Below are 18,104 nucleotides of genomic sequence, written 5' to 3' on the forward strand. Positions count from 1 at the left end.
CTTGCTGTGCATCGGCCTCGTGTGCCGGTGGGGAGAGGTCGTCCCGAACTGGATCCCGTTCCTCGGGGGGTGTCGCGTACGGCCGATGGCGCGATCATCCCCGCGGTGGCCGGGGGTGCGATCTTGTCGATACTGCCGGTACAGACGGTGCTTCAATGGGTCGGAACCGTTGACCAGGTCCCTTACGAGAACGTCTGGTGGGAATTCCTGGCCGCGGCATGCATCAGCCCGCTGAACCTGTGGGGCCCGATCGTGCTCGCCCTGGCCTACGCCTACTATCGGCGCCGCCGCCACACCTGAGCCTTTGTTGGCAGGTTCTTAGGGACGAGCATCGGTTCGTACAGAACTGCCAACGCTCAGGATCGGCCCGCACGGGCACAGGTGTAGGGGTGGCGCCCGCGCGGGCCGAAGTGGAGGAGCCAGTAGGTGCCCGCGCGGGCAAAATGGAGGGGGTTTCTAAAGTGCCCGCGCGGGTGTCTGTGGGATCCGCTATCGGATCAGTCTCGTCCTACATTGAACGGTTAAGTGTGGCAACCGTTCGTGTTTCGGCTTGCTCAGGGTGAAGATTACTAGCCGGTGGCGTAGTTGTGGGGCCGAATGCTTATGTTGATGCTGGTGGAGTGCTGAGGGTGGACGGTTCGGGGATAGTGGGATAAGCGTCCCATTTTGCGTCCCTCATGGGTGCTCGGGGGCGTGGGTTGGTTGTCCGTTGGTGTTTGTTCCTTTTTGAGGGCTATGAATGGGGTGTGGTGGAGGGGTGCTGGTTGTCTGGGAAGGGTTGGTATCTTCTCCGGCTTGTGCTTCCTCTAGGACCCTTGCCCACGTTCCGTCTTCGGTCCAGCGTTTGTATCGTTCGTAGCAGGTTTGCCAGGGGCCGTAGCATTTGGGGATTTCTCGCCAGGTCGCTCCAGTCTCGAAGCGCCACAGGATTCCGTTAACTACTTGCCGGTGTCCCCGCCAAGGGCGGCCGGGGCCTGCGGCAACCGGGAGTAGAGGCGCGATCCGCTCCCATGCTTCGTCGGTCAACTCGCTACGTCTTGCCACGGCTCACTATCTAAGCGGGATCGGGGAGCCGTGGTAAGAGGGATATCGGAGCGTTCTTGGGCCGGAAGTGTGTGCGCGGGGGCAGGAGTGATGAAAATGTGCGGGTATTTGAGCGATTGGTCATGAATGGTAACGGTATGATGGTCCTTCTTGGGGTCGATGTAATGCTGGCGGCATTTCAGAGATTGTGTAGCTTTTAGGCGAAATGTTCCCTGGTGGCTTGATTCAAGTGTTGTTGAGTGCAGGTCGAGTACGTTGAATGGCGTGTGAGGGAGAGGCGGTTCTGTCGGTTTCCGTTGGTCCTTGCCTCTGGTGAGGGTGTGGCGGCCCGAGTTCGAGGCGACTCTCTGGCAGAGGGCGGAGCGTACTGGCCTTGAGGGAGCGTGAGGGGTCAGGTTCGTTTTTGGGCCGGTTGGGGAGTGTCTGGCGCCTGTCGTTGTTGTTTGCGCTTCGGGGGCTGAGGGTTCGTGGAGCGGTCAGGTTAGTTTCGGTTGAGATGTGTTCTTCGTCTGCGGTTCAGTCCCATGGGGGCCGTGGCGGCCTTTCGGGTGTGGCCCCTGGTGGCCGGCTCGTTTCGCTGGTCAGGGGGCCGCCTGCCAAGTCTCGGGTGGCAGTGAGGAGTGGGCTGGGGCTTGTGCTGTGAGGCGTGTCGGATGGTGTTCCGGCATGGTGTGGGAGGGAGGGTAGGTAGAGGGCTTGGGCGGGGTCTGTGGTGGGGGCATGGTCTCGGAGGCATGGTGAAGGGCGGATGCGGAAGGGGGTGGGGCGGCGGCGTCTGGGTGCTCGTGGTGGCGGGGGACGAAAAGTAGATTTGTTCTATGAGCGATGTACGGGTGGTGTTTCGGAAGTACGGCGGGGCGTTGCACTGGAACCATCCGGGCAAGGTGCTCGGAGAAGATCAGCATGGGGTGTGGGTTGCCGTGCCTGGAGGGACGGTTGCGCGCAAGGGGGATGGGCCGGCCATCACCTGGGACACCCACGCCATCATGCTCTTTCCGCGGGATGCCTGGTGGACGGCGTCGTTCAACGCGGCACCGCATCGGACCGAGGTCTATGTGGATGTCACCACGGTTCCCGAGTGGCGTGACGACGAGGTCACCATGTTGGATCTCGATCTCGATGTGATCAGGAAGCGGGATGGGCGGCTCATTCTCGACGATGAGGACGAGTTCGCTGAGCATCAGGTGGTGCTGGGGTATCCGCCGGAGTTGATCGCTGCGGCGGAGGAGAGCGCGCGGTGGCTGATGGATGCGGTTGGGGCTCGTAGAGGGCCGTTCGGGGGAGCGCATCTGGGGTGGCTTGCGATGATGGATTAAGTGGCGTCGGTTCGGGGGGTGCGTGGATGGCATTGCTCGGGCTGGGGCCTGACGGTCGGCGCTGGCGGCTGGTGCGGGTTGTGGGGTGCTGAGGTGGTCAAGCCAGGCGGCTGAGGCGCCGGCCAAGTGGTTGATCTTTGGCGCTGGGCCGTGATGGCTGATCTGAGGAATGGCTGACCTCAGACGCTGGTTGCAGCTCTGTCGTTGCTTGGGCTGGTTGGTGGGTGTCTTTCTGTATCTGGGCTTCGTCTTTGGCGGGCGGTGGTGATCGGCGAAGGCAGTCCGTTGCCTTTGCTGGGCTGGTTGATCGTCCTGGAGTGTCGGCTCTTGGGGGGAGCTCTCCGGGGACTCGGGTGCGCTGGCTGTCATGTGGGCTTGAGTGCCTGCGGCGATGAGTGTCACGTGCATCTTGATGGGTGGCCCGACGGGGCGTCGCCGGCGAGGGAGTGAGCCGCACCGGATGGGTGCCTCTCCTCGCTGGTGCGGTGTGAGGTGGTGGCTCATGGCCCATGCCCGGTGCTACTGCTCAGGCGGTTCGTTGGTTCGAGGGACTGGACGGCCTCGTGGGGGCGTGGTGTGGCGACTTGACGATGGCCGCACGGTATGTGGCCTTTCGGTGCGGCGGTTCCCTGGGGGCTGATTTTGGGTTGATGGGCCGTCGGTGGTTGGTGGCTGGGCTTGAAGGCTCCTGGGGCTGGTCGTTGGGGCGAGGCTATTGGAGGAGGCGGAGAGCGGTCGCGATGGTGGAGAGGCGGTGCCGGGAGGCCAGACCTGCGTGGTACAGGTGGAATTCTGAGGCGCCGGCCTTGGCGTACGTCTTCAGTTGGCCGGCCAGCGTGGCTGCGTCGGCGGGGCGGGGTGGGAGGGCCAGGACGTAGGCGCCTACTCGTTGGCCAGGGGTGCGCAGGTTCGCCAGAGCTGTGAGGCGGGCGGCGTCGGTGGTGGTGTCGCCCCAGCAGTTGCCCACGAGGACGTCCAGGTCTGGGTCGCCGGAGGGGAGGGCGGCGAAGGCGCCGGTGGCCCATGGGTTCGGGTTGGCGTGCAGGGTGATGGGGATGTTGGGGGCTGTTCGGCGGGCGGCCGAGATGAGGTGGCGGCGGAGGGATGCTGACAGGCTCACGCGGGTTGCACGTATCTCGTTCGCCAAGGGGCCGAGGGCGAGCTCCATCGGGTCTGTGTGGTGGCGGAGGGTGGCATGGCCGCCGGTGTTGTCGGGGGCTGTGAGGGTTCGGAGTGCGGCGCCGGGGTCGGGGTCGGGGTCGGGCGAAGCGTTACCGGCAGGGCCTGCGGTCGGGGCTCCTGGCGCTGCTGTGCCTGTGGCTGGGATGCCTGCGGTTGGGGCTCCTGAGGTCAGGGCGCCTGCGGACGATGTTCCAAGGGTCCGTGTTCCTGAGGTCGGGCCTTCCGACGGCGGGCCTTCCGACGGCGGGCCCTCCGACTCCGGGCCGTCTGACGCCGGGTCCCCTGAGGTCGCGTCCACTGAGGTCGGCGCGTTTGGGGTGGATGTGCTTGAGGGGGCGGTGGGGGCGTCTGTGGAGGTGGTGGTTGCGACGGTGGTGCCGGTGGCTGGGGTGGTGAGGGGGCCGGGGGTGGGTTGGGGGCGGTCGATGGTGGTGCGGACTCTTGCGGCGGTTCCTGGTGGGTACTGCGGTGCGCAGGCGGTGCAGAAGCACAGGGAGAGGAGGTCGGCGTCGGTGGGGGTCCAGTCGGCGCCGGAGGTCTTCTCGTGCACGCTCTGGTGCCCGAAGCCCATCGGGCCGCATGCCTCCAGGATCAGGCCGTCCGGTTCGGCCAGGGTGAGGATTTCCGTGACGAGGGTCTCGCAGTACGCCAGGACGTCCTCGTGGGCGGGGCAGAGGGCGTACGGGTACGGGTCGCCGAAGGCGTTGCGCACGGTCAGGTCGGGGAAGCGGGTTCCCAGGTAGGAGTTGTGGGTGAGGACGGTCCAGGCGTGGACCTTCAGGCCGGCCTTCCGCAGGGCCGTCTGGGCCTGGAGGTAGGCGTCCGGCGGGGTCCAGGTGGGGGCGGCGGGGACCAGGCGGGACCAGGCGCGCGGGCGGATCGGCAGGTAGAACGCAGGATGGGGGACGTCCAGTACGCGGTGTTCGGGGTGGTACGGGGTGGCTGCGCGGGTGGAGTGGTAGCTGGCGGCCAGGGCGATCACGTCCACGCCCAGGTCGGCCAGGCGGGCGGGGGCCGACGGGTCGCCGACGATGTCCCAGGGGTAGACGTAGGCGACGTTCACCAGCGGGGTCTCTTCGCGGAGAAGGCGGGTTCGTGGCGCTGCATGTACGTCGTGTCGTCGCGGGCCCGGATGCCGCAGGTCTCGTACTGCTCGTTCATGACCGCCAGCGCGTCGCGGTCCAGTTCGACGCCCAGTCCGGGACCGGCGGGCACCGGTACGGCGCCGTCGGTGAAGCGCAGGCTGCCGGGACGCACGACGTCCTGGCCGTCCTGCCAGGGGGTGTGGGTGTCGCAGGCGAAGGTGAGGTTCGGGGTGGCGGCGGCCAGATGGGTCATCGCGGCCAGGCTGATGCCGAGGTGGGAGTTGGAGTGCATGGACAGGTCCAGGCCGAAGGTGCCGCAGAGGGTGGCGATGTGCGCGGATCGTACGAGACCGCCCCAGTAGTGATGGTCCAGGAGGAGCACGCCGATCGCGCGGGCGGAGATGGCGGGGGGCAGGTGTTCGGGGGTGACGACGCACATGTTCGTGGCGAGCGGCATCGGGACGGCCGCGGCCACCTCGGCCATGCCCGCGATGCCCGGCGTGGGGTCCTCCAGGTACTGGAGGGCGCCGTCGAGCTCGCGGCCGACGCGGATGGAGGTCTCGACACTCCAGGCGGCGTTGGGGTCCAGGCGGAGGGGGATGCCGGGGAACGCCTCGTGCAGGGCGCGGATGTCGGCGACCTCCTGGTCGGGTGGGAGGACGCCGCCCTTCAGCTTGATCGAGGAGAAACCGTACTCCTTGATCAGGAGGGCGGCCTGTGCCACCAGGCTCGCCTCGTCGAGGGCCGGGCCGAAGCGGTCGGGGTCCGCGCCGGGGTGGCCCGCCCACTTGTAGAAGAGGTACGCGCTGTAGGGCACGGCGTCGCGGACGCGGCCGCCGAGCAGGTCCACGACGGGTACGCCGGCCGCTTTGCCGCGGATGTCCAGGCAGGCCACCTCGAAGGGGGAGAAGACCCGGTCGACGCTCTTCTCCTTGGTGGCGACGCCGGTCAGGCCGTGCAGGTCGGTGACGACGTCGCCGACGGTGGCGGCGATGCGGGCGTACATTTCGTTGGTGGCGTGGACGTCGAGCCCGAGCAGGACCTGCGCGCACTCGCGGACCTTGGTGAGGTGGCCGAGGTCGCCGTAGGTCTCGCCGAGGCCGGAGATGCCCTCGTCCGTGATGATCTCGACGATGGTGCGGAGGGCCCACGGCTCGTGGACTCCGGCGGCGTTCAGGAGGGGCGGGTCCCGGAAGGCGACGGGGGTGACGTGGATCTGCCGGATAATCAATTCAGAAACCGCCGTCCATATATGTGAACAATTGCCAGATTTGTGGACAGGTTGCCGCAACTGTAAGAATCGGGCCGAGACAGTGTCAAGACTCCGAAGGGCCACTCGATGATCTACGGATACGACCCCAGGACCGGTGAGACCGTGGGCAGCGCACTGCCCGAGACCGACAGCGCCGGGGTCGATCTGATCGTCTCCGCGGCGGTGGCGGCCGGTGCCGCGTGGCGCGCGACCCCGGCGGACGAGCGGGCGGAGGCGCTGGAGGCCGTCGCCGACGCGCTCACCGCACACGTGGACGAACTGTGGCAACTCGCCGATCAGGAGACCGCGCTCGGAGAGGGACGGCTGCGCGGCGAGGTCGCGCGTGCGGCCGGCCAGTTCCGGCTGTTCGCCCAGGTCGTCAGGGACGGCGGCTACCTGGAGGCCGTCATCGACCACGCCGACCCGGCGCTCACGCCGCCGCGCCCGGACGTGCGGCGGATGAACCATCCGCTGACCGGGGTCGTCGCGGTGTTCGCGGCGAGCAACTTCCCGTTCGCGTTCTCGGTGGCCGGTGGGGACACCGCCTCGGCGCTGGCGGCGGGATGTGCCGTGGTGGTCAAGGCGCATCCGGGGCATCCGAACACGTCCGAGCGGGTGGCGAAGATCGTACGGAATGCCCTGCCTTATCCGGACCTGCTTGGGCTGGTGCAGGGGATGCAGGCGGGCGCCGACCTGGTACGGCACCCTCGGGTGGTCGCGGCCGGGTTCACCGGGTCGGTGGCGGGCGGCAAGGCGATCCAGAAGCTGATCGACGAGCGGGAGACGCCCATCCCCTTCTACGGGGAGCTGGGCAGCGTCAATCCCGTGGTGGTGCTGCCGTCGGCGAAGGTGGGGGAGGTGGCGAGCGGGTTCGCGGCGTCGCTGACGTTGGGGGTCGGGCAGTTCTGTACGAACCCGGGCCTCGTGTTCGTCCCCGAGGACGACGAGTTGCGCAAGGCGCTGGTCGCGGCGGTCGAGGCGACCGGCGGAGGGCCCATGCTGGCCGAGCGCATCAGGGACGGGTACCTGGGCGGGCTCGGACGGCTCGGCGAACTGCCGCTGCTGGCGGAGGGGAAGCCGGGGGAGGGGGCCTGGGCGGTGGCGCCCAAGGTGTTCGCGACCGATCTGGAGTCGTTCGGGGAGAGGTTGCCGGGGATCGCGGAGGAGTGTTTCGGGCCGGCGGCTGTTGTGGTGACTTATCGGGAGATTGCGGAGCTGCGGAGGGTGCTGGAGCGGCTGGAAGGGTCGCTCACGGCGACGGTCCATGGCGGTGATCCGGACGAGGCCGAGGAGATCGTCGAGGTGCTCGGGCGGAAGGCGGGGCGGCTGATCTGGAACGGATGGCCGACCGGGGTGGCCGTCTGCTGGGCGATGCACCACGGTGGGCCTTGGCCTGCTTCGACGTCGGCGTACACGTCGGTGGGGGCGACGGCGATCGGGCGGTGGGTGGCGCCGGTCGCGTACCAGGACTGGCCGGAGGGGCTGCTGCCGGACGAGCTCAAGGACGCCAACCCCCTCGGGATCCCCCGCCGGGTGGACGGCCGCCTGCAGGCGGGCTGACGGACGCGCCCAAGAACGCCAACCCGCTCGGGGCTCCCCGCTGGGCGGACGGGCCCGCCTGCGGACGCGCCTGATGCGCTCTTGAGGGCGGCGAGCATGCCGGGGCTCAGGCGCGTGGGGGAGGGGCGGGCGCGCAGGAGGTGGAGACCTTAGTCAGGGGTCTTGAGTGGGTTCGGGAGAGAAGCGGGGCGTAAGGGGAGGGGGCGGGGCAGGAGGTTGGTCTATGGCCGGTGAGGGAGGGGGCCGGGGAGAGAGGCTTGGGGTTGGTCAGGTGGCGGCGATTTGCAGGCCCTGCGCTGTGATGCGCTCCAAGGCGGCCAGGTGTTCGGGGGACGGGTCCAGCAGGGGCGGGCGGACACCGCCCACGTCCAGCCCCCGCATCCGTACGCCCGCCTTGACCAGCGACACCGCATACCCCGGCACCAGATCACGCAGTTCCACCAGCGGCAGGTAGAAACCGGTGAGCAGCCGCCGCACGAGCACCTCGTCCCCGCCCGTCACCGCCTTGTGGAAGGCCAGCGCGATCTCGGGCGCGAAGGCGAACACGGCGCTGGAGTACAGGCTCACCCCGAGCCCGCGGTAGGCGGGCACGGTCAGCTCGGCGGTGGGGAGGCCGTTGAAGAACGTGAACTCCCCGCCGGGCGCGGCCGCCCGCACGGTCAGGATGATGCGCTGGAGCAGGTCGAGGTCGCCCAGCCCGTCCTTGAAGCCGATGACGTTCGGCAGGGCGGCGAGCTCGGCCACGGCGGCGGGGGAGAAGCGCGCGTTCGCCCGCTGGTAGATGATGACCGGCAGGTCGGTGGCGGCCGCCACCTCGCGCACGTACCGCACGAGACCGGATGGTGGGGCGCTGACCAGGTACGGAGGCAGCAGCAGCAACCCGTCGGCCCCGCTGTCGGCGGCGGCCCGCGCGACGGCCCTGGCGGTGGGCAGCGGCCCGCCCGCGCCCCCGAAGACGGGCGCCCGCCCCCGCGCCGCGGCCACCGACGTGGTCATGACCTTGGTGTAGTCGGCCAGGTCGAGGGCGTTGAACTCACCGGTTCCGCACGCGGCGAACACTCCTCCCGCCCCGGCCGCGACCCCGGCGGAGACGTGCTCGGCCAGCACCTGCTCCGAGACGGCCCCGTCGCCGTCGAAGGGGGTCACGGGAAAGAAGAGAACACCGTCCAGCCGCATCGGCAGTCCTTCCAATGAGGGGGTCTAGCGGATGCCTTCCCTGCGCAGAGTGGCAGCCAGCTTGCGGGTGTGCTTGATCACCGCTTCGGTGATCCGCTCGATCTCGGCGGGCGGGAGCGCGACCGGCATCGAGCAGCTGATCGCGTCGGTGGCCGGGATGCGGTAGTCGACCGCCACGGCCACGCAGGCCACGCCGGGGGTGCCCTGTTCGCGTTCGAGGGCCCAGCCGCGGGTGCGCACCTGGTCGAGCTCTCCGGTCAGCTTGGTCAGGTCGGTGATGGTGTGCTCGGTCAGCGCCTTCAGCGGGTCGGGCAGCAGGGCCACGACCTCGTCGTCGGTGAGCTGGGCGAGCAGCACCTGGCCGAGCGCGGTCACGTGGGCGGGCAGCCGCCGGCCCACCCTGGGGATCACGTGGCCCGCCTCGCGGGACTCGCGGGTGGCCAGGTAGAGGACGTGGGCCTCGTCCCGGCGGGCGAAGTGCACGGTCTGGCCGATCTCGTCCCGCAGGTCCTCCAGGGTCTGCTGGGCGAAGCGCAGCGCCGGGTCCTTGTCGAGGTAGGCGGTGCCGGTCAGCAGGGCGTGTGGCCCGATGCCGAACGCCGACCTGGTCGTGTCGGTCTCCACCCAGTTGAGCTCGACCAGGGTGCGCATGAGGGCGTGCAGGCTGCTGCGTGGGAAGCCGGTGCGCCGCTGGAGCTCCGAGAGCGTCATGTGGTCGGAGGACTCTGCCAGGGTCTCCAGGATGCGTACGGTCCGCTCGGCGGACTTGACCAGCTGTGGCTCCATACTCGTCCCATCTCGGCGGCGGCTTCAGGGTGTCAGGATATGGGATCCCGTCCAGATACATGGACATCAGCCCTTGATCGCCCCACTGGTCAGACCTCGCATGAACTGCCGCTGGAAGGCCAGGAACGCGATGATCGACGGCAGCAGCGCCAGCAGCGAGGCCGCGAGCAGCACGCCGAGGCCGACCTCCTCGTCCGAGCGGAGCGAGCGCAGGGCGATGGGCAGGGTCCAGGTGCTGGAGTCCGTCGAGACGATCAGGGGCAGCAGGTACTGGTCCCAGATCATGGTGAAGCCGAAGACGCCGATCACGCCGAGGGCCGGACGGCACAGCGGCACGATGATCGTCGCGAAGATGCGCAACTCGCCCGCGCCGTCGATGCGGGCCGCCTCCTCCAGCTCGACCGGCACCTCCTTCATGAACTCGGTCATCACCAGGATCGAGAAGCCCCAGGCGCCGACGGGCAGGATCATCCCGGCGTACGTGCCGATCAGGTTCAGGTGCAGGACGGGCAGGTCGGCGAGGACCAGCGACAGCGGGATCGCGATGATCTCCTCGGGCAACATCATCGTGGCCAGCATGAGCAGCATCACGACCGTCATGCCGCGGAACTTCTTGCGCGCCAGCGAGTACGCCGCGAACACGCTCACCAGCAGTTGCAGCAGCAGCCCGACCCCCACGACGACGAAGGAGTTGAACAGGTACAGATAGACGTTCTTCTCCCCGGCCTGGACGAAGTTCTCCAACGTCAGGTCGTCGGGCCACAACGAGAAGGACGTCGGGTCGAGCGTCCTGCTGAACGCGCTGACCAGCAGCCCCACCAGCGGCCCGGTGAAGACCAGGACCATCGCGGAGTAGAGCGCGACCTTGCCCGCGGTGGCCAGCGGCCCCCTGCGCGCCTCCAGGCCCAGGGCGCTGTCGAACCTCATGTCGCCTGCCTCCTGCGCAGTGCCTGCACGACCAGGGTCAGCGCCAGCGTGGCCAGGAACAGCACGATCCCGCCCGCCGAGGCGACCCCCAGCTCGTTCTTCTGGAAGCCGAGCTTGTAGATCAGCGTCATCAGCACCTCCGACGAGCCGTTGGGGCCGCCGTTGGTCAGGACGTACACCTCGACGAACACCCGCAGCCCGCGGATGGCGGCCAGTGTGAACAGGATCCAGAACACCGGACGCAACGCCGGCAGCGTGATGTGCCGCAGCCGGTGCCGGGTGGAGGCGCCGTCGACGGCGGCGGCCTCGTACAGGCTGCGGTCCACGCCGACCAGCCCGGCCAGGAAGATCATCATGTCGTACGGCGTCCCGCGCCAGACGCTCATCAGCATGATCGACCAGAGCGAGGAGTCCTCGCTGCCCAGCCACGGCTGAGGGTCGATGCCGACCCACCCGATGACGACGTTGAGCATGCCGGTGTCGCCCGGATGGAACATGATCCGCCACACCTCGGCCACCGCCGCCATCGTGGTGACGACCGGGAGGAAGGCCGCGGTCCTGACGAACCACAGATGGCGGGCGGGCCCCTCGACGAGCAACGCGAGCACGAGCCCGAGCAGGAGCGAGCCGAGCGTGGTGCCGAGCGCCAGCACGAGGCTGTGCCAGCTGGCCGCGACGAACGCGTCGTCGGCGATGATCGTGCGGTAGTTGTCGAGGCCGACCCATTCGTCCGAGACGTACTGGACCTTGTTGAAGCTCTTCCACAGGCCTAGGACCATCGGGATGAACTTGAAGTACAGGAACAGCAGCAGGGCGGGCGCGAGGAACAGCCAGGCGACCAGCGTCCCGCGCCGCCGCACCGGCCTGGCGCGGCGGCGCGGGGCGGCCGTCATGGCCGCCGCCCGGGTGACGGCCGGGGTCATGACGCCTTCTGGCTCTGCAGTTCCTGATTGAGCTTGGTGGTCAGCTCGCCCATCCTGGCCTTGACGTCGGCGCCGCAGTCGGCCCACACGGCATTGATGACGTCGGCCGAGCCCTGCCGGATGGGCGCCCAGTTGGGCACCGGCGGCGCGTAGACGGCATGTTCGTAGGACTCCTGGAACACCTTCCAGCGCGGGTCCTGCCGCTCGGCGGCCATATCGACGCCCTTGTTCACCGGCAGGCGGACGATGGCGCCGTTGGCGTCCTTGTTCATGCCGATCCGCTGGCCGTCGGGGGAGATCGCGAACTCGGCGAACCTCTTCTGGGCGTCCTCCATGCCGGAGCCGGCCATGAGGTACACGTTCTCGCCCTCGCCGAGGGTCCCGGGGCCGCCGGACGGGCCCTTGGGCACCGGCAGCACCTCGATCCTGTCGGTGCCGACGCTCTTGACGAACCGGGCCAGCACGTACGGGCCGACCAGGTAGATGCCGCCCTGTCCCTTCTCGAACACCTCGTGCGTGACGGTGGTGTCGTTGCTGACCGCGCCCGGGTTGACCGTCTTGCTCCGGCAGAACTGGTCCTGGAGGTACTGGACGGCCTCGACGGTCCTGGGGTCGTCCGTCATCGCGGTGAACCTGCCGGGGCCGGTGGGCTTCACGAAGTCGCCGCCGTTGGCGTAGATGAGGGAGGAGGCGTACCAGGAGGCGTAGCCGCGTTTGGTGCCGGCCGGGATCACGAAGCCCGCGGTGTCCTTCCGGCCGTTGCCGTCGGGGTCCTTCTCGGTGAACGCCCGCGCCAGCTCGGCCAGGTCGGCCCAGGTCCGCGGGGGTTGCATGCCGACCTTCTCCCGCCAGTCCTTGCGGACGATGAGCGCGAAGGCCTGGGCGGAGAAGGGCGCGCCGTAGAACTTGCCGTCGGAGCCGGTGGCCGCCTTCCAGGCCAGGTCGGAGAGCTGGTCGCCGCCGGCCAGCTTGCCCTTGTCGATCTCCCGCAGCCAGCCCTGAGAATGCATGTTGCCGAGTTGCGCGGTGTCGTTGATGACGATGTCGGGGAGCGCCTTCTGCGAGGCCTGCTGGTTCAGTTTCGTCTCGAAGTCGTCGAAGAGCGCGACGACTTTGGTCTTGACCCCGCTGGCCTTGGTGAAGGCCCCGGCGAGTTTCACCGCCGTCTTCGCGGCATCGGAGTCGGGCGGTTGCCTGATCCAGATCTCCAGCGTGTCGTCCTTGCTCGATCCCCCGGAACCGCAGCCCGTCAGCGTGGCGGCCAGGGTCGCGGCGAGCGCGAGTCCCAGCAAACGGCGTGACATCAGACCGCCTCCCGTTCACATACATGGACACATGTCGTGTGTCTGAACTGGTTCCTGTGACGGTAACTATGGCGAGACAACGCGGTCAATATTCGAGTATGTGAATTTGAATCAGAATTGTGTACAACGGTTGGCATGCGCATTCTGATGACCGGCGCGGCGGGAAAAGTCGGCACGCTGCTCCGTCCCCGGCTCGCCCGTCCAGGTCGTACGCTGCGGCTCTCCGACCTCCACCCGGTCGAGCCGGGCCCGGACGAGGAATGGGCGGGCGCCGACCTCGCCGACCCCGCGGCCATGGCCGCGGCCATGAAGGGCGTGGACGCCGTCCTGCACCTGGGCGGCCAGAGCCGCGAACACCCCTGGGACGACATCGTGCACGCCAACGTCAACGGCACCCAGGTCCTCATGGAGGCCGCCAGGAACGAGGGCGTCCGGCATCTGGTGCTCATGGGCAGCCACCACGCGGCCGGCTTCCACACCAGGCCGCGGGACGGGTCCGTCCTGCCCGACTACGCCTTCCCGCGCCCGGACACCTTCTACGGCGTCAGCAAGGTCGTCATGGAGGCCCTGGGCAGCCTGTACCACGACCGGTTCGGCATGAACGTGACCGTGATCCGGCTGGGCACCTGCAACGAGGGCTCGGCCGACACCCGCGGGCTGGCCACCTGGATCTCGCCCGACGACCTCGCCCGGCTGGTCGAGGCCGCGCTCACGGCGCCCGGCTACCACGTCGTCTGGGGCGTCTCCGACAACGCCCGCCGGTGGTGGTCGCTGGCCGAGGCCCGCCGCATCGGCTACGCCTCCCGTGACGACTCCGAGCCGCAGGCCGCCGCGCTCGTCGCGGAACAGGGCGAGCCCGACCTGGCGGACCCTGTGCACGACCGCGCCGGCGGAGTGTTCACGCTGAAGGAACTCGGCGGCTCCTGGTAAGCAAACGGTTGCAAAAACCTTGACGGCTAGACTGCCGAAGGTCAAGGCTTGGCTCTGGCAACCGTTTGCAAGGAGGACGGGCGATGACGGTGACGATCAAAGACGTCGCACGCGCCTGCGGCGTGCACGTGTCGACCGTCTCGCGCACCTTCTCGGCGCCGCACCTGGTCAATCCTGCCACGCGGAACCGGGTGCTGGCCGCCGCCGACGACCTCGGCTACCGGCCCAACAGGGCGGCCAGGGCGCTGACGACCGGGCGCACGTTCAACCTCGGCCTCATCGTGGCCGACATCGCCAACCCCTTCTTCCCGCCGCTGATCAAGGCCGCGCAGGCGCAGGCGCGAGGGCGCGACTACCACGTCTTCGTGGCCGACACCGACGAGGATCCGCGGGTCGAGGAGGAGCTGATCCGCACGTTCGCCAAGCAGGTCGACGGCGTGCTGCTGTGCAGCCCCCGGCTGTCCAACCGGATGATCGAGCGCCTGGCCGAGGACGTGCCGTCCGTGCTGGTCAACCGGCGGATCAAGGGCATGCCCGCGGTGCTGATGGACGTCGGCAAGGGCGCCAGGCTCGCGCTGGAGCACCTGGCCGGGCTCGGCCACCGCAGGATCGCCCTGCTGTCCGGCCCGCCCGGCTCGTGGACCAGCAACGAGATGCAGGCCGCCGCGGCCGAGATGCCCGGCCTCGACCTGCTCTTCTTCGGCCCCAACCAGCCCACCGAGTCGGGCGGCCTGGCGGTGGCGCCCGACGTGGCCGCCTGCGGGGCGACCGGCGTGCTGGCCTACAACGACCTCGTCGCGCTCGGCCTCATCGAGGGGCTGACGGCGATGGACGTCGACGTGCCGGGCCGGATCAGTGTGATCGGGTTCGACGACATCCTGCCCGGGCGGCTCGGCCGGCCCAAGCTCACCACGGTGGCGATGCCCGCCGCCGCGGCCGGGCGGATGGCGGTCGACCTGCTGCTGCAGTCAGAGGGCGAGGGCGCGGTGATCAACCTGGACACCGACCTCATCGTCCGCGAGTCCACGGGAAGGGCCAACACATGATCTTCGGAACGCTGCCGTCCGGCGAGAGCGTCGAGCGCGTGGAGCTGTCGTCCGGACGGTTGCGCGCCGAGGTGCTCACCTACGGCGCCGTCCTGCGCTCGCTGGAGGTCTCCGGCCTCGATGTCGTGCTCGGCCTGGACACGCTGGAGGACTACCTGACCCGCAGCCGCTACTTCGGCGCCGTGGTCGGCCGCTACGGCAACCGCGTGGCCGGCGGCCGTTTCACCCTCGACGGCCGCGAGCACCGCCTGCCGGTCAACAACGGCCCCAACAGCCTGCACGGCGGCACCCGGGGCTTCGACGCCCAGGTCTGGACGATCACCGCCCGCACCCCCTCCTCGGTCACCCTCGAACTGACCAGCCCCGACGGCGACCAGGGCTACCCCGGCACGCTCACCGCCTCGGTCACCTACACCCTTGAGCACGACGCGATCCGCCTCGACTACGCCGCCGAGACCGACGCGCCCACCGTGCTCAACCTCACCAACCACTCCTACTTCAACCTGACCGGCGGCGGCGACGTGCTCGGCCACGTCGTCCGCATGGACGCCGGGCACTACCTCCCCGTGGACGACGGCAAGATCCCCACGGGCGAGCTCGCCCCGGTCAAGGGCACCCCCTTCGACTTCACCGAGCCGCACGCGGTGGGCGAGCGGATGGACGGCGGCTACGACCACTGCTACGTGCTCGACGGCGACATCGAGGTCAGCGCGGGCGGCCTGACCATGCGGGTGACCACCACCGAGCCCGCCGTGCAGTTCTACGCGGGCGGCATGCTCGACGGGGTCGCCACGCCGTACGGGCCCTTCGCCGGGTTGTGCCTGGAGACCCAGCACTTCCCCGACTCGCCGAACCAGCCGCACTTCCCCTCCACCGTGCTGCGGCCTGGCGAGCGCCACACCTCCTCGACCACCTACCGGTTCACGGCCTGACCCCGCGCAGCTCCGTCGCCGCCTTGATGACCAGCAGCGCCACGTCGTCGTGCGACGGCTCCTGGGCGAACGTCTCGACCGCCTGCCGGACGCGTTCGGCCACCGCGTGGGCGCTCAGCCCCCGGCAGGTGGACAGCAGCGCCGACAGGCCGTCGTCGTCGTCGAGCAGCCGGTCGCCGTCGCGCCGCTCGGTCACGCCGTCGGTGACGCACAGCAGCACCTCCTCCGGCGCCAGCTCGAACGTCTCGACGTAGAACCTGGCGCCGGCCTCGACGCCGAGCAGCAGTTGCGGCGCGGCCACCGTGTCCACGACGCCGTCGGCGCGCAGCAGCAGGGGCGGCGGGTGCCCGGCCGACGCGATCGTGCACAGCGCGCCGCCCTGGGGGAGCGGGGTCAGCTCGCCGCACAGCAGGCTCAGGAAGCGGCCGTCGTCGCCCTCCTCCAGCAGGGCCTGGTTGAGCCGGTCGAAGATGTCGGCCACCGTGTAGTGCTCCTTGGCCAGCAGCCGTACGGCGTGCCGGGCCAGGCCGGTCACCGCGGCCGCCTCGGGGCCGCTGCCGCACACGTCGCCGAGGGCGAAGCACCAGTGGTCGGAGACCGTGAACAGGTCGTAGAAGTCGCCGCCCACGTCGGCGCCCTCCTCGGCCGGCTCGTAGACGACCGCCGACTCCAGGCCCGGCATGGGGGCCACGCGCATGGGCAGCAGGCTGCGCTGCAGCACCCGCGAGGTGGTCGCCTGCCGGGTGTACAGCATGGCGGTGTGCAGGTTGAGCGCGACCAGCCGGCACAGGTCGGCCAGCAGGTCGGCCAGCTCCAGCGGCAGGGTCGGCTCGGCGCGGCCGATCACCAGCGCGCCGTGCGACCTGCCCTGCGTGAGCAGCGGGAACGACAGCACCGTCTCGGCGCCGACCGGCCAGCTCACCTCGTTGAGCGCGGTGCGCGGGATCGCCGGCAGCGACCTGCGCAGGTTGGCGTTGTAGCGCTCCTCGCTGTGCCAGACGTGGGCGAGCCTGGTCATGCCCGCCAGATCGGTCAGGTAGACCGCCGCCCACGTCGCGATCTTGGGCACGACGAGCTGTGCGGTCAGCGCGGCGATCAGCTCCTCGTCGTGCACCCCGGCCAGCAGCTCGCCGGCCTCGGCCAGGAACGACAGCCGGCCGCGGTGGGCGCGCTCGCGCTCGGCCAGCCGCTCGCGTTGCACCGGCACGGCCACCTGGTCGGCGATGTGCTGGAGGCTGACCGTGAGCTCCTGGTCGAACCGTCCCTGCTGGGCCGCGGTCACCACGATGTAGCCGGTCACCTCACCGCCCACGTTCATCGGCGCGCACGCCAGCGACCTGGCCCGCAGCTGCTGGGCCAGCTCGACGTCGCCGGCCAGCAGGTCGTCGATCATCGACGGCGTCCTGCCGTCGGGGCCGAACACGCCCGCGGCCAGCACGCCCACCAGCCCCGCCGTCGCGCCCGCGCCCGCCGCCACGCCGAACCGGTCGCCGCCGTCGGCGGCCAGCAGCACGTACGCCGCGTCGCCGCCGCTGCTCGTCTGGACGATCCGGGCGATGGTGTCCAGCAACTCCGCGAACGGCATGTCCCGGTCGAGCAGGTCCTTGATGCGCCGTCCGGCCTCCCTGCGCGGCGGCGCCGACGGCGGCGTCAGCACGTAGCGGTGGTCGCCGGCCACCATCATCCAGACCGACCGCCGGTCCTCCGGACCGCCGCGGCTGCGTACGTGGGAGACGTAGACGGGCATCAGCCGGCCGTCACGGTGGCGCATGCGCGCCTCGCCCCGCCAGCGGCCCAGGGACAGCGTCGCGCCCAGCGACATCGCGTACGGGCCGTGGCCGCGCCAGGCCACCAGGTCGGCCAGCGGCCTGCCGACGGCCTGCTCGGACGTCCAGCCCAGCAGGTGCTCGGCCTCGGAGTTCCACGACAGCACGGTCCCGTCGCCGTCGGCGAGCAGCACCCCGACGTGCAGCGCCTCGATGGGCGCGGCCACGGTGGCGGGCGCCAGGCCCGGCGTGCCGACCATGACCTCCTGGTGGTCGGGCCCGTCGGTCAGCTCCAGGCGCACCCACACCCGCTTGGCGGTCCGGGTGTAGGTGACGCCCCAGGCGTCGGCCAGCATGGCGGCCAGCGCGAGCCCACGCCCGGCCGCGGGTCCGGAGGGAGGTCCGGGGAAGGGGCCGGTGGCGGGCCCGGACGTGCGCACGGCGTCGGTGGACGGGCTCCCGGGCGCCGGGACCGTCCTGGCGGGCCGGTGGTCGTCGACCTCGATCTCCAGCCTGGCCGGGCTCGCCGCCGCGTCGAGACGGCAGGTCAGCTCGATGCCGGTGCCCGCGTGCAGCACGGCGTTGGCGACGAGCTCGCCCGCCAGCAGCACCGCGTCCTCCGCCAGGTGGCTGAGGCGCCACTCGGTGAGCACCTGGCGGATGAAGCGGCGCGCGTGCGCCGGGGCGTGGGGAGTGCCGTCGAAGGCTGTGCTCGACACTCTGGTCGTGTCCACTGTGCGTCCTAGAACATCACTCGTTGTGGCAGTTCGGTCACAGTCAGAGTGTCAGATGGGTGCCGTTGATACCTCCGGTTGTGAAGAAGGTGCTCCCGGCTGACGCACGTCCCGGAGCAGGCCGACCAGCGGCGCGAGCGC

General features: G+C 69.7%; 14 protein-coding genes and 1 pseudogene. 6 read left to right on the forward strand and 9 right to left on the reverse strand.

Going from position 1 to position 18,104, the window contains the following annotated elements; translation table 11 throughout:
* The first annotated feature begins 69 nt into the window (after positions 1 to 69).
* Complete coding sequence (locus AB0J97_RS29165; protein WP_364094163.1) at positions 70 to 300, forward strand: hypothetical protein; 231 nt, start codon at positions 70 to 72, stop codon at positions 298 to 300.
* A 507-nt stretch (positions 301 to 807) separates the two neighbouring features.
* On the opposite strand, the pseudogene AB0J97_RS29170 reads toward AB0J97_RS29165, so the two are convergent.
* A pseudogene (locus AB0J97_RS29170) lies at positions 808 to 1,044 on the reverse strand (transposase); the annotation flags it as partial.
* Between the two features lie 818 nt (positions 1,045 to 1,862).
* Here AB0J97_RS29170 and AB0J97_RS29175 point away from each other — a divergent pair.
* Positions 1,863 to 2,360: a DUF402 domain-containing protein gene (locus AB0J97_RS29175; protein WP_357694330.1), complete on the forward strand. Its 498-nt coding sequence runs from the start codon at positions 1,863 to 1,865 to the stop codon at positions 2,358 to 2,360.
* A gap of 712 nt (positions 2,361 to 3,072) precedes the next feature.
* Here the strand turns inward: AB0J97_RS29175 and AB0J97_RS29180 are convergent.
* Complete coding sequence (locus AB0J97_RS29180; RefSeq protein WP_364094166.1) at positions 3,073 to 4,605, reverse strand: hypothetical protein; 1,533 nt, start codon at positions 4,603 to 4,605, stop codon at positions 3,073 to 3,075.
* A complete protein-coding gene (locus AB0J97_RS29185) occupies positions 4,602 to 5,858 on the reverse strand; it encodes a glucarate dehydratase family protein (RefSeq protein ID WP_364094169.1) in 1,257 nt (418 codons plus the stop codon). Before AB0J97_RS29185 ends, AB0J97_RS29180 begins: the two co-directional genes overlap by 4 nt.
* A gap of 108 nt (positions 5,859 to 5,966) precedes the next feature.
* Here AB0J97_RS29185 and AB0J97_RS29190 point away from each other — a divergent pair, with 108 nt between their 5' ends.
* Complete coding sequence (locus AB0J97_RS29190; RefSeq protein ID WP_364094172.1) at positions 5,967 to 7,439, forward strand: aldehyde dehydrogenase (NADP(+)); 1,473 nt, start codon at positions 5,967 to 5,969, stop codon at positions 7,437 to 7,439.
* A gap of 267 nt (positions 7,440 to 7,706) precedes the next feature.
* Here the strand turns inward: AB0J97_RS29190 and AB0J97_RS29195 are convergent, their stop codons facing one another.
* From AB0J97_RS29195 to AB0J97_RS29215, 5 genes are all read right to left on the reverse strand, one after another.
* Positions 7,707 to 8,615 carry a 5-dehydro-4-deoxyglucarate dehydratase gene (locus AB0J97_RS29195; RefSeq protein ID WP_357694323.1) on the reverse strand — a complete coding sequence of 303 codons (909 nt, stop codon included), beginning with the start codon at positions 8,613 to 8,615 and terminating at the stop codon, positions 7,707 to 7,709.
* Positions 8,616 to 8,639: 24 nt separating this feature from the next.
* Positions 8,640 to 9,401: an IclR family transcriptional regulator gene (locus AB0J97_RS29200; protein WP_357694321.1), complete on the reverse strand. Its 762-nt coding sequence runs from the start codon at positions 9,399 to 9,401 to the stop codon at positions 8,640 to 8,642.
* Positions 9,402 to 9,467: 66 nt separating this feature from the next.
* Positions 9,468 to 10,328, reverse strand: a complete 861-nt coding sequence (locus tag AB0J97_RS29205) for a carbohydrate ABC transporter permease (protein WP_364094176.1) — start codon at positions 10,326 to 10,328, stop codon at positions 9,468 to 9,470.
* Positions 10,325 to 11,251 carry a sugar ABC transporter permease gene (locus tag AB0J97_RS29210; RefSeq protein WP_364094179.1) on the reverse strand — a complete coding sequence of 309 codons (927 nt, stop codon included), beginning with the start codon at positions 11,249 to 11,251 and terminating at the stop codon, positions 10,325 to 10,327. Before AB0J97_RS29210 ends, AB0J97_RS29205 begins: the two co-directional genes overlap by 4 nt.
* Positions 11,248 to 12,555 (reverse strand): sugar ABC transporter substrate-binding protein, encoded by a 1,308-nt coding sequence (locus AB0J97_RS29215; RefSeq protein WP_364094182.1) that lies wholly within the window; start codon positions 12,553 to 12,555, stop codon positions 11,248 to 11,250. The genes AB0J97_RS29210 and AB0J97_RS29215 overlap by 4 nt, the downstream gene beginning before the upstream one ends.
* Before the next feature lie 135 nt (positions 12,556 to 12,690).
* Between AB0J97_RS29215 and AB0J97_RS29220 the strand changes: the two genes are divergently transcribed.
* The 3 genes from AB0J97_RS29220 to AB0J97_RS29230 all read left to right on the forward strand — a co-directional run bounded on the left by AB0J97_RS29220 (position 12,691) and on the right by AB0J97_RS29230 (position 15,463).
* Positions 12,691 to 13,485 carry an NAD(P)-dependent oxidoreductase gene (locus tag AB0J97_RS29220; protein ID WP_364094185.1) on the forward strand — a complete coding sequence of 265 codons (795 nt, stop codon included), beginning with the start codon at positions 12,691 to 12,693 and terminating at the stop codon, positions 13,483 to 13,485.
* Positions 13,486 to 13,568: 83 nt separating this feature from the next.
* Positions 13,569 to 14,531 carry a LacI family DNA-binding transcriptional regulator gene (locus tag AB0J97_RS29225; protein ID WP_364094188.1) on the forward strand — a complete coding sequence of 321 codons (963 nt, stop codon included), beginning with the start codon at positions 13,569 to 13,571 and terminating at the stop codon, positions 14,529 to 14,531.
* Entirely contained in the window at positions 14,528 to 15,463 is a 936-nt protein-coding gene (locus AB0J97_RS29230; RefSeq protein ID WP_357694309.1) for an aldose epimerase family protein, read from the forward strand. Before AB0J97_RS29225 ends, AB0J97_RS29230 begins: the two co-directional genes overlap by 4 nt.
* Here the strand turns inward: AB0J97_RS29230 and AB0J97_RS29235 are convergent.
* Positions 15,453 to 17,963, reverse strand: coding sequence for a SpoIIE family protein phosphatase (locus AB0J97_RS29235; protein WP_364094192.1), 2,511 nt, complete (start codon positions 17,961 to 17,963; stop codon positions 15,453 to 15,455). The genes AB0J97_RS29230 and AB0J97_RS29235 overlap by 11 nt on opposite strands.
* Positions 17,964 to 18,104 lie beyond the last annotated feature (141 nt).

The sequence above is a fragment of the Nonomuraea sp. NPDC049607 genome (genome assembly GCF_040675375.1).
Taxonomy (GTDB): Bacteria; Actinomycetota; Actinomycetes; order Streptosporangiales; family Streptosporangiaceae; genus Nonomuraea.

Excerpts from the sequence above, each read along its gene's own strand:
- AB0J97_RS29175 (WP_357694330.1), top strand. The coding sequence starts at position 1,863 with ATGAGCGATGTACGGGTGGTGTTTCGGAAGTACGGCGGGGCGTTGCAC.
- AB0J97_RS29215 (WP_364094182.1), bottom strand. The coding sequence starts at position 12,555 with ATGTCACGCCGTTTGCTGGGACTCGCGCTCGCCGCGACCCTGGCCGCC.
- AB0J97_RS29220 (WP_364094185.1), top strand. The coding sequence starts at position 12,691 with ATGCGCATTCTGATGACCGGCGCGGCGGGAAAAGTCGGCACGCTGCTC.
- AB0J97_RS29205 (WP_364094176.1), bottom strand. The coding sequence starts at position 10,328 with ATGAGGTTCGACAGCGCCCTGGGCCTGGAGGCGCGCAGGGGGCCGCTG.
- AB0J97_RS29230 (WP_357694309.1), top strand. The coding sequence starts at position 14,528 with ATGATCTTCGGAACGCTGCCGTCCGGCGAGAGCGTCGAGCGCGTGGAG.
- AB0J97_RS29225 (WP_364094188.1), top strand. The coding sequence starts at position 13,569 with ATGACGGTGACGATCAAAGACGTCGCACGCGCCTGCGGCGTGCACGTG.
- AB0J97_RS29190 (WP_364094172.1), top strand. The coding sequence starts at position 5,967 with ATGATCTACGGATACGACCCCAGGACCGGTGAGACCGTGGGCAGCGCA.
- AB0J97_RS29210 (WP_364094179.1), bottom strand. The coding sequence starts at position 11,251 with ATGACCCCGGCCGTCACCCGGGCGGCGGCCATGACGGCCGCCCCGCGC.
- AB0J97_RS29195 (WP_357694323.1), bottom strand. The coding sequence starts at position 8,615 with ATGCGGCTGGACGGTGTTCTCTTCTTTCCCGTGACCCCCTTCGACGGC.
- AB0J97_RS29200 (WP_357694321.1), bottom strand. The coding sequence starts at position 9,401 with ATGGAGCCACAGCTGGTCAAGTCCGCCGAGCGGACCGTACGCATCCTG.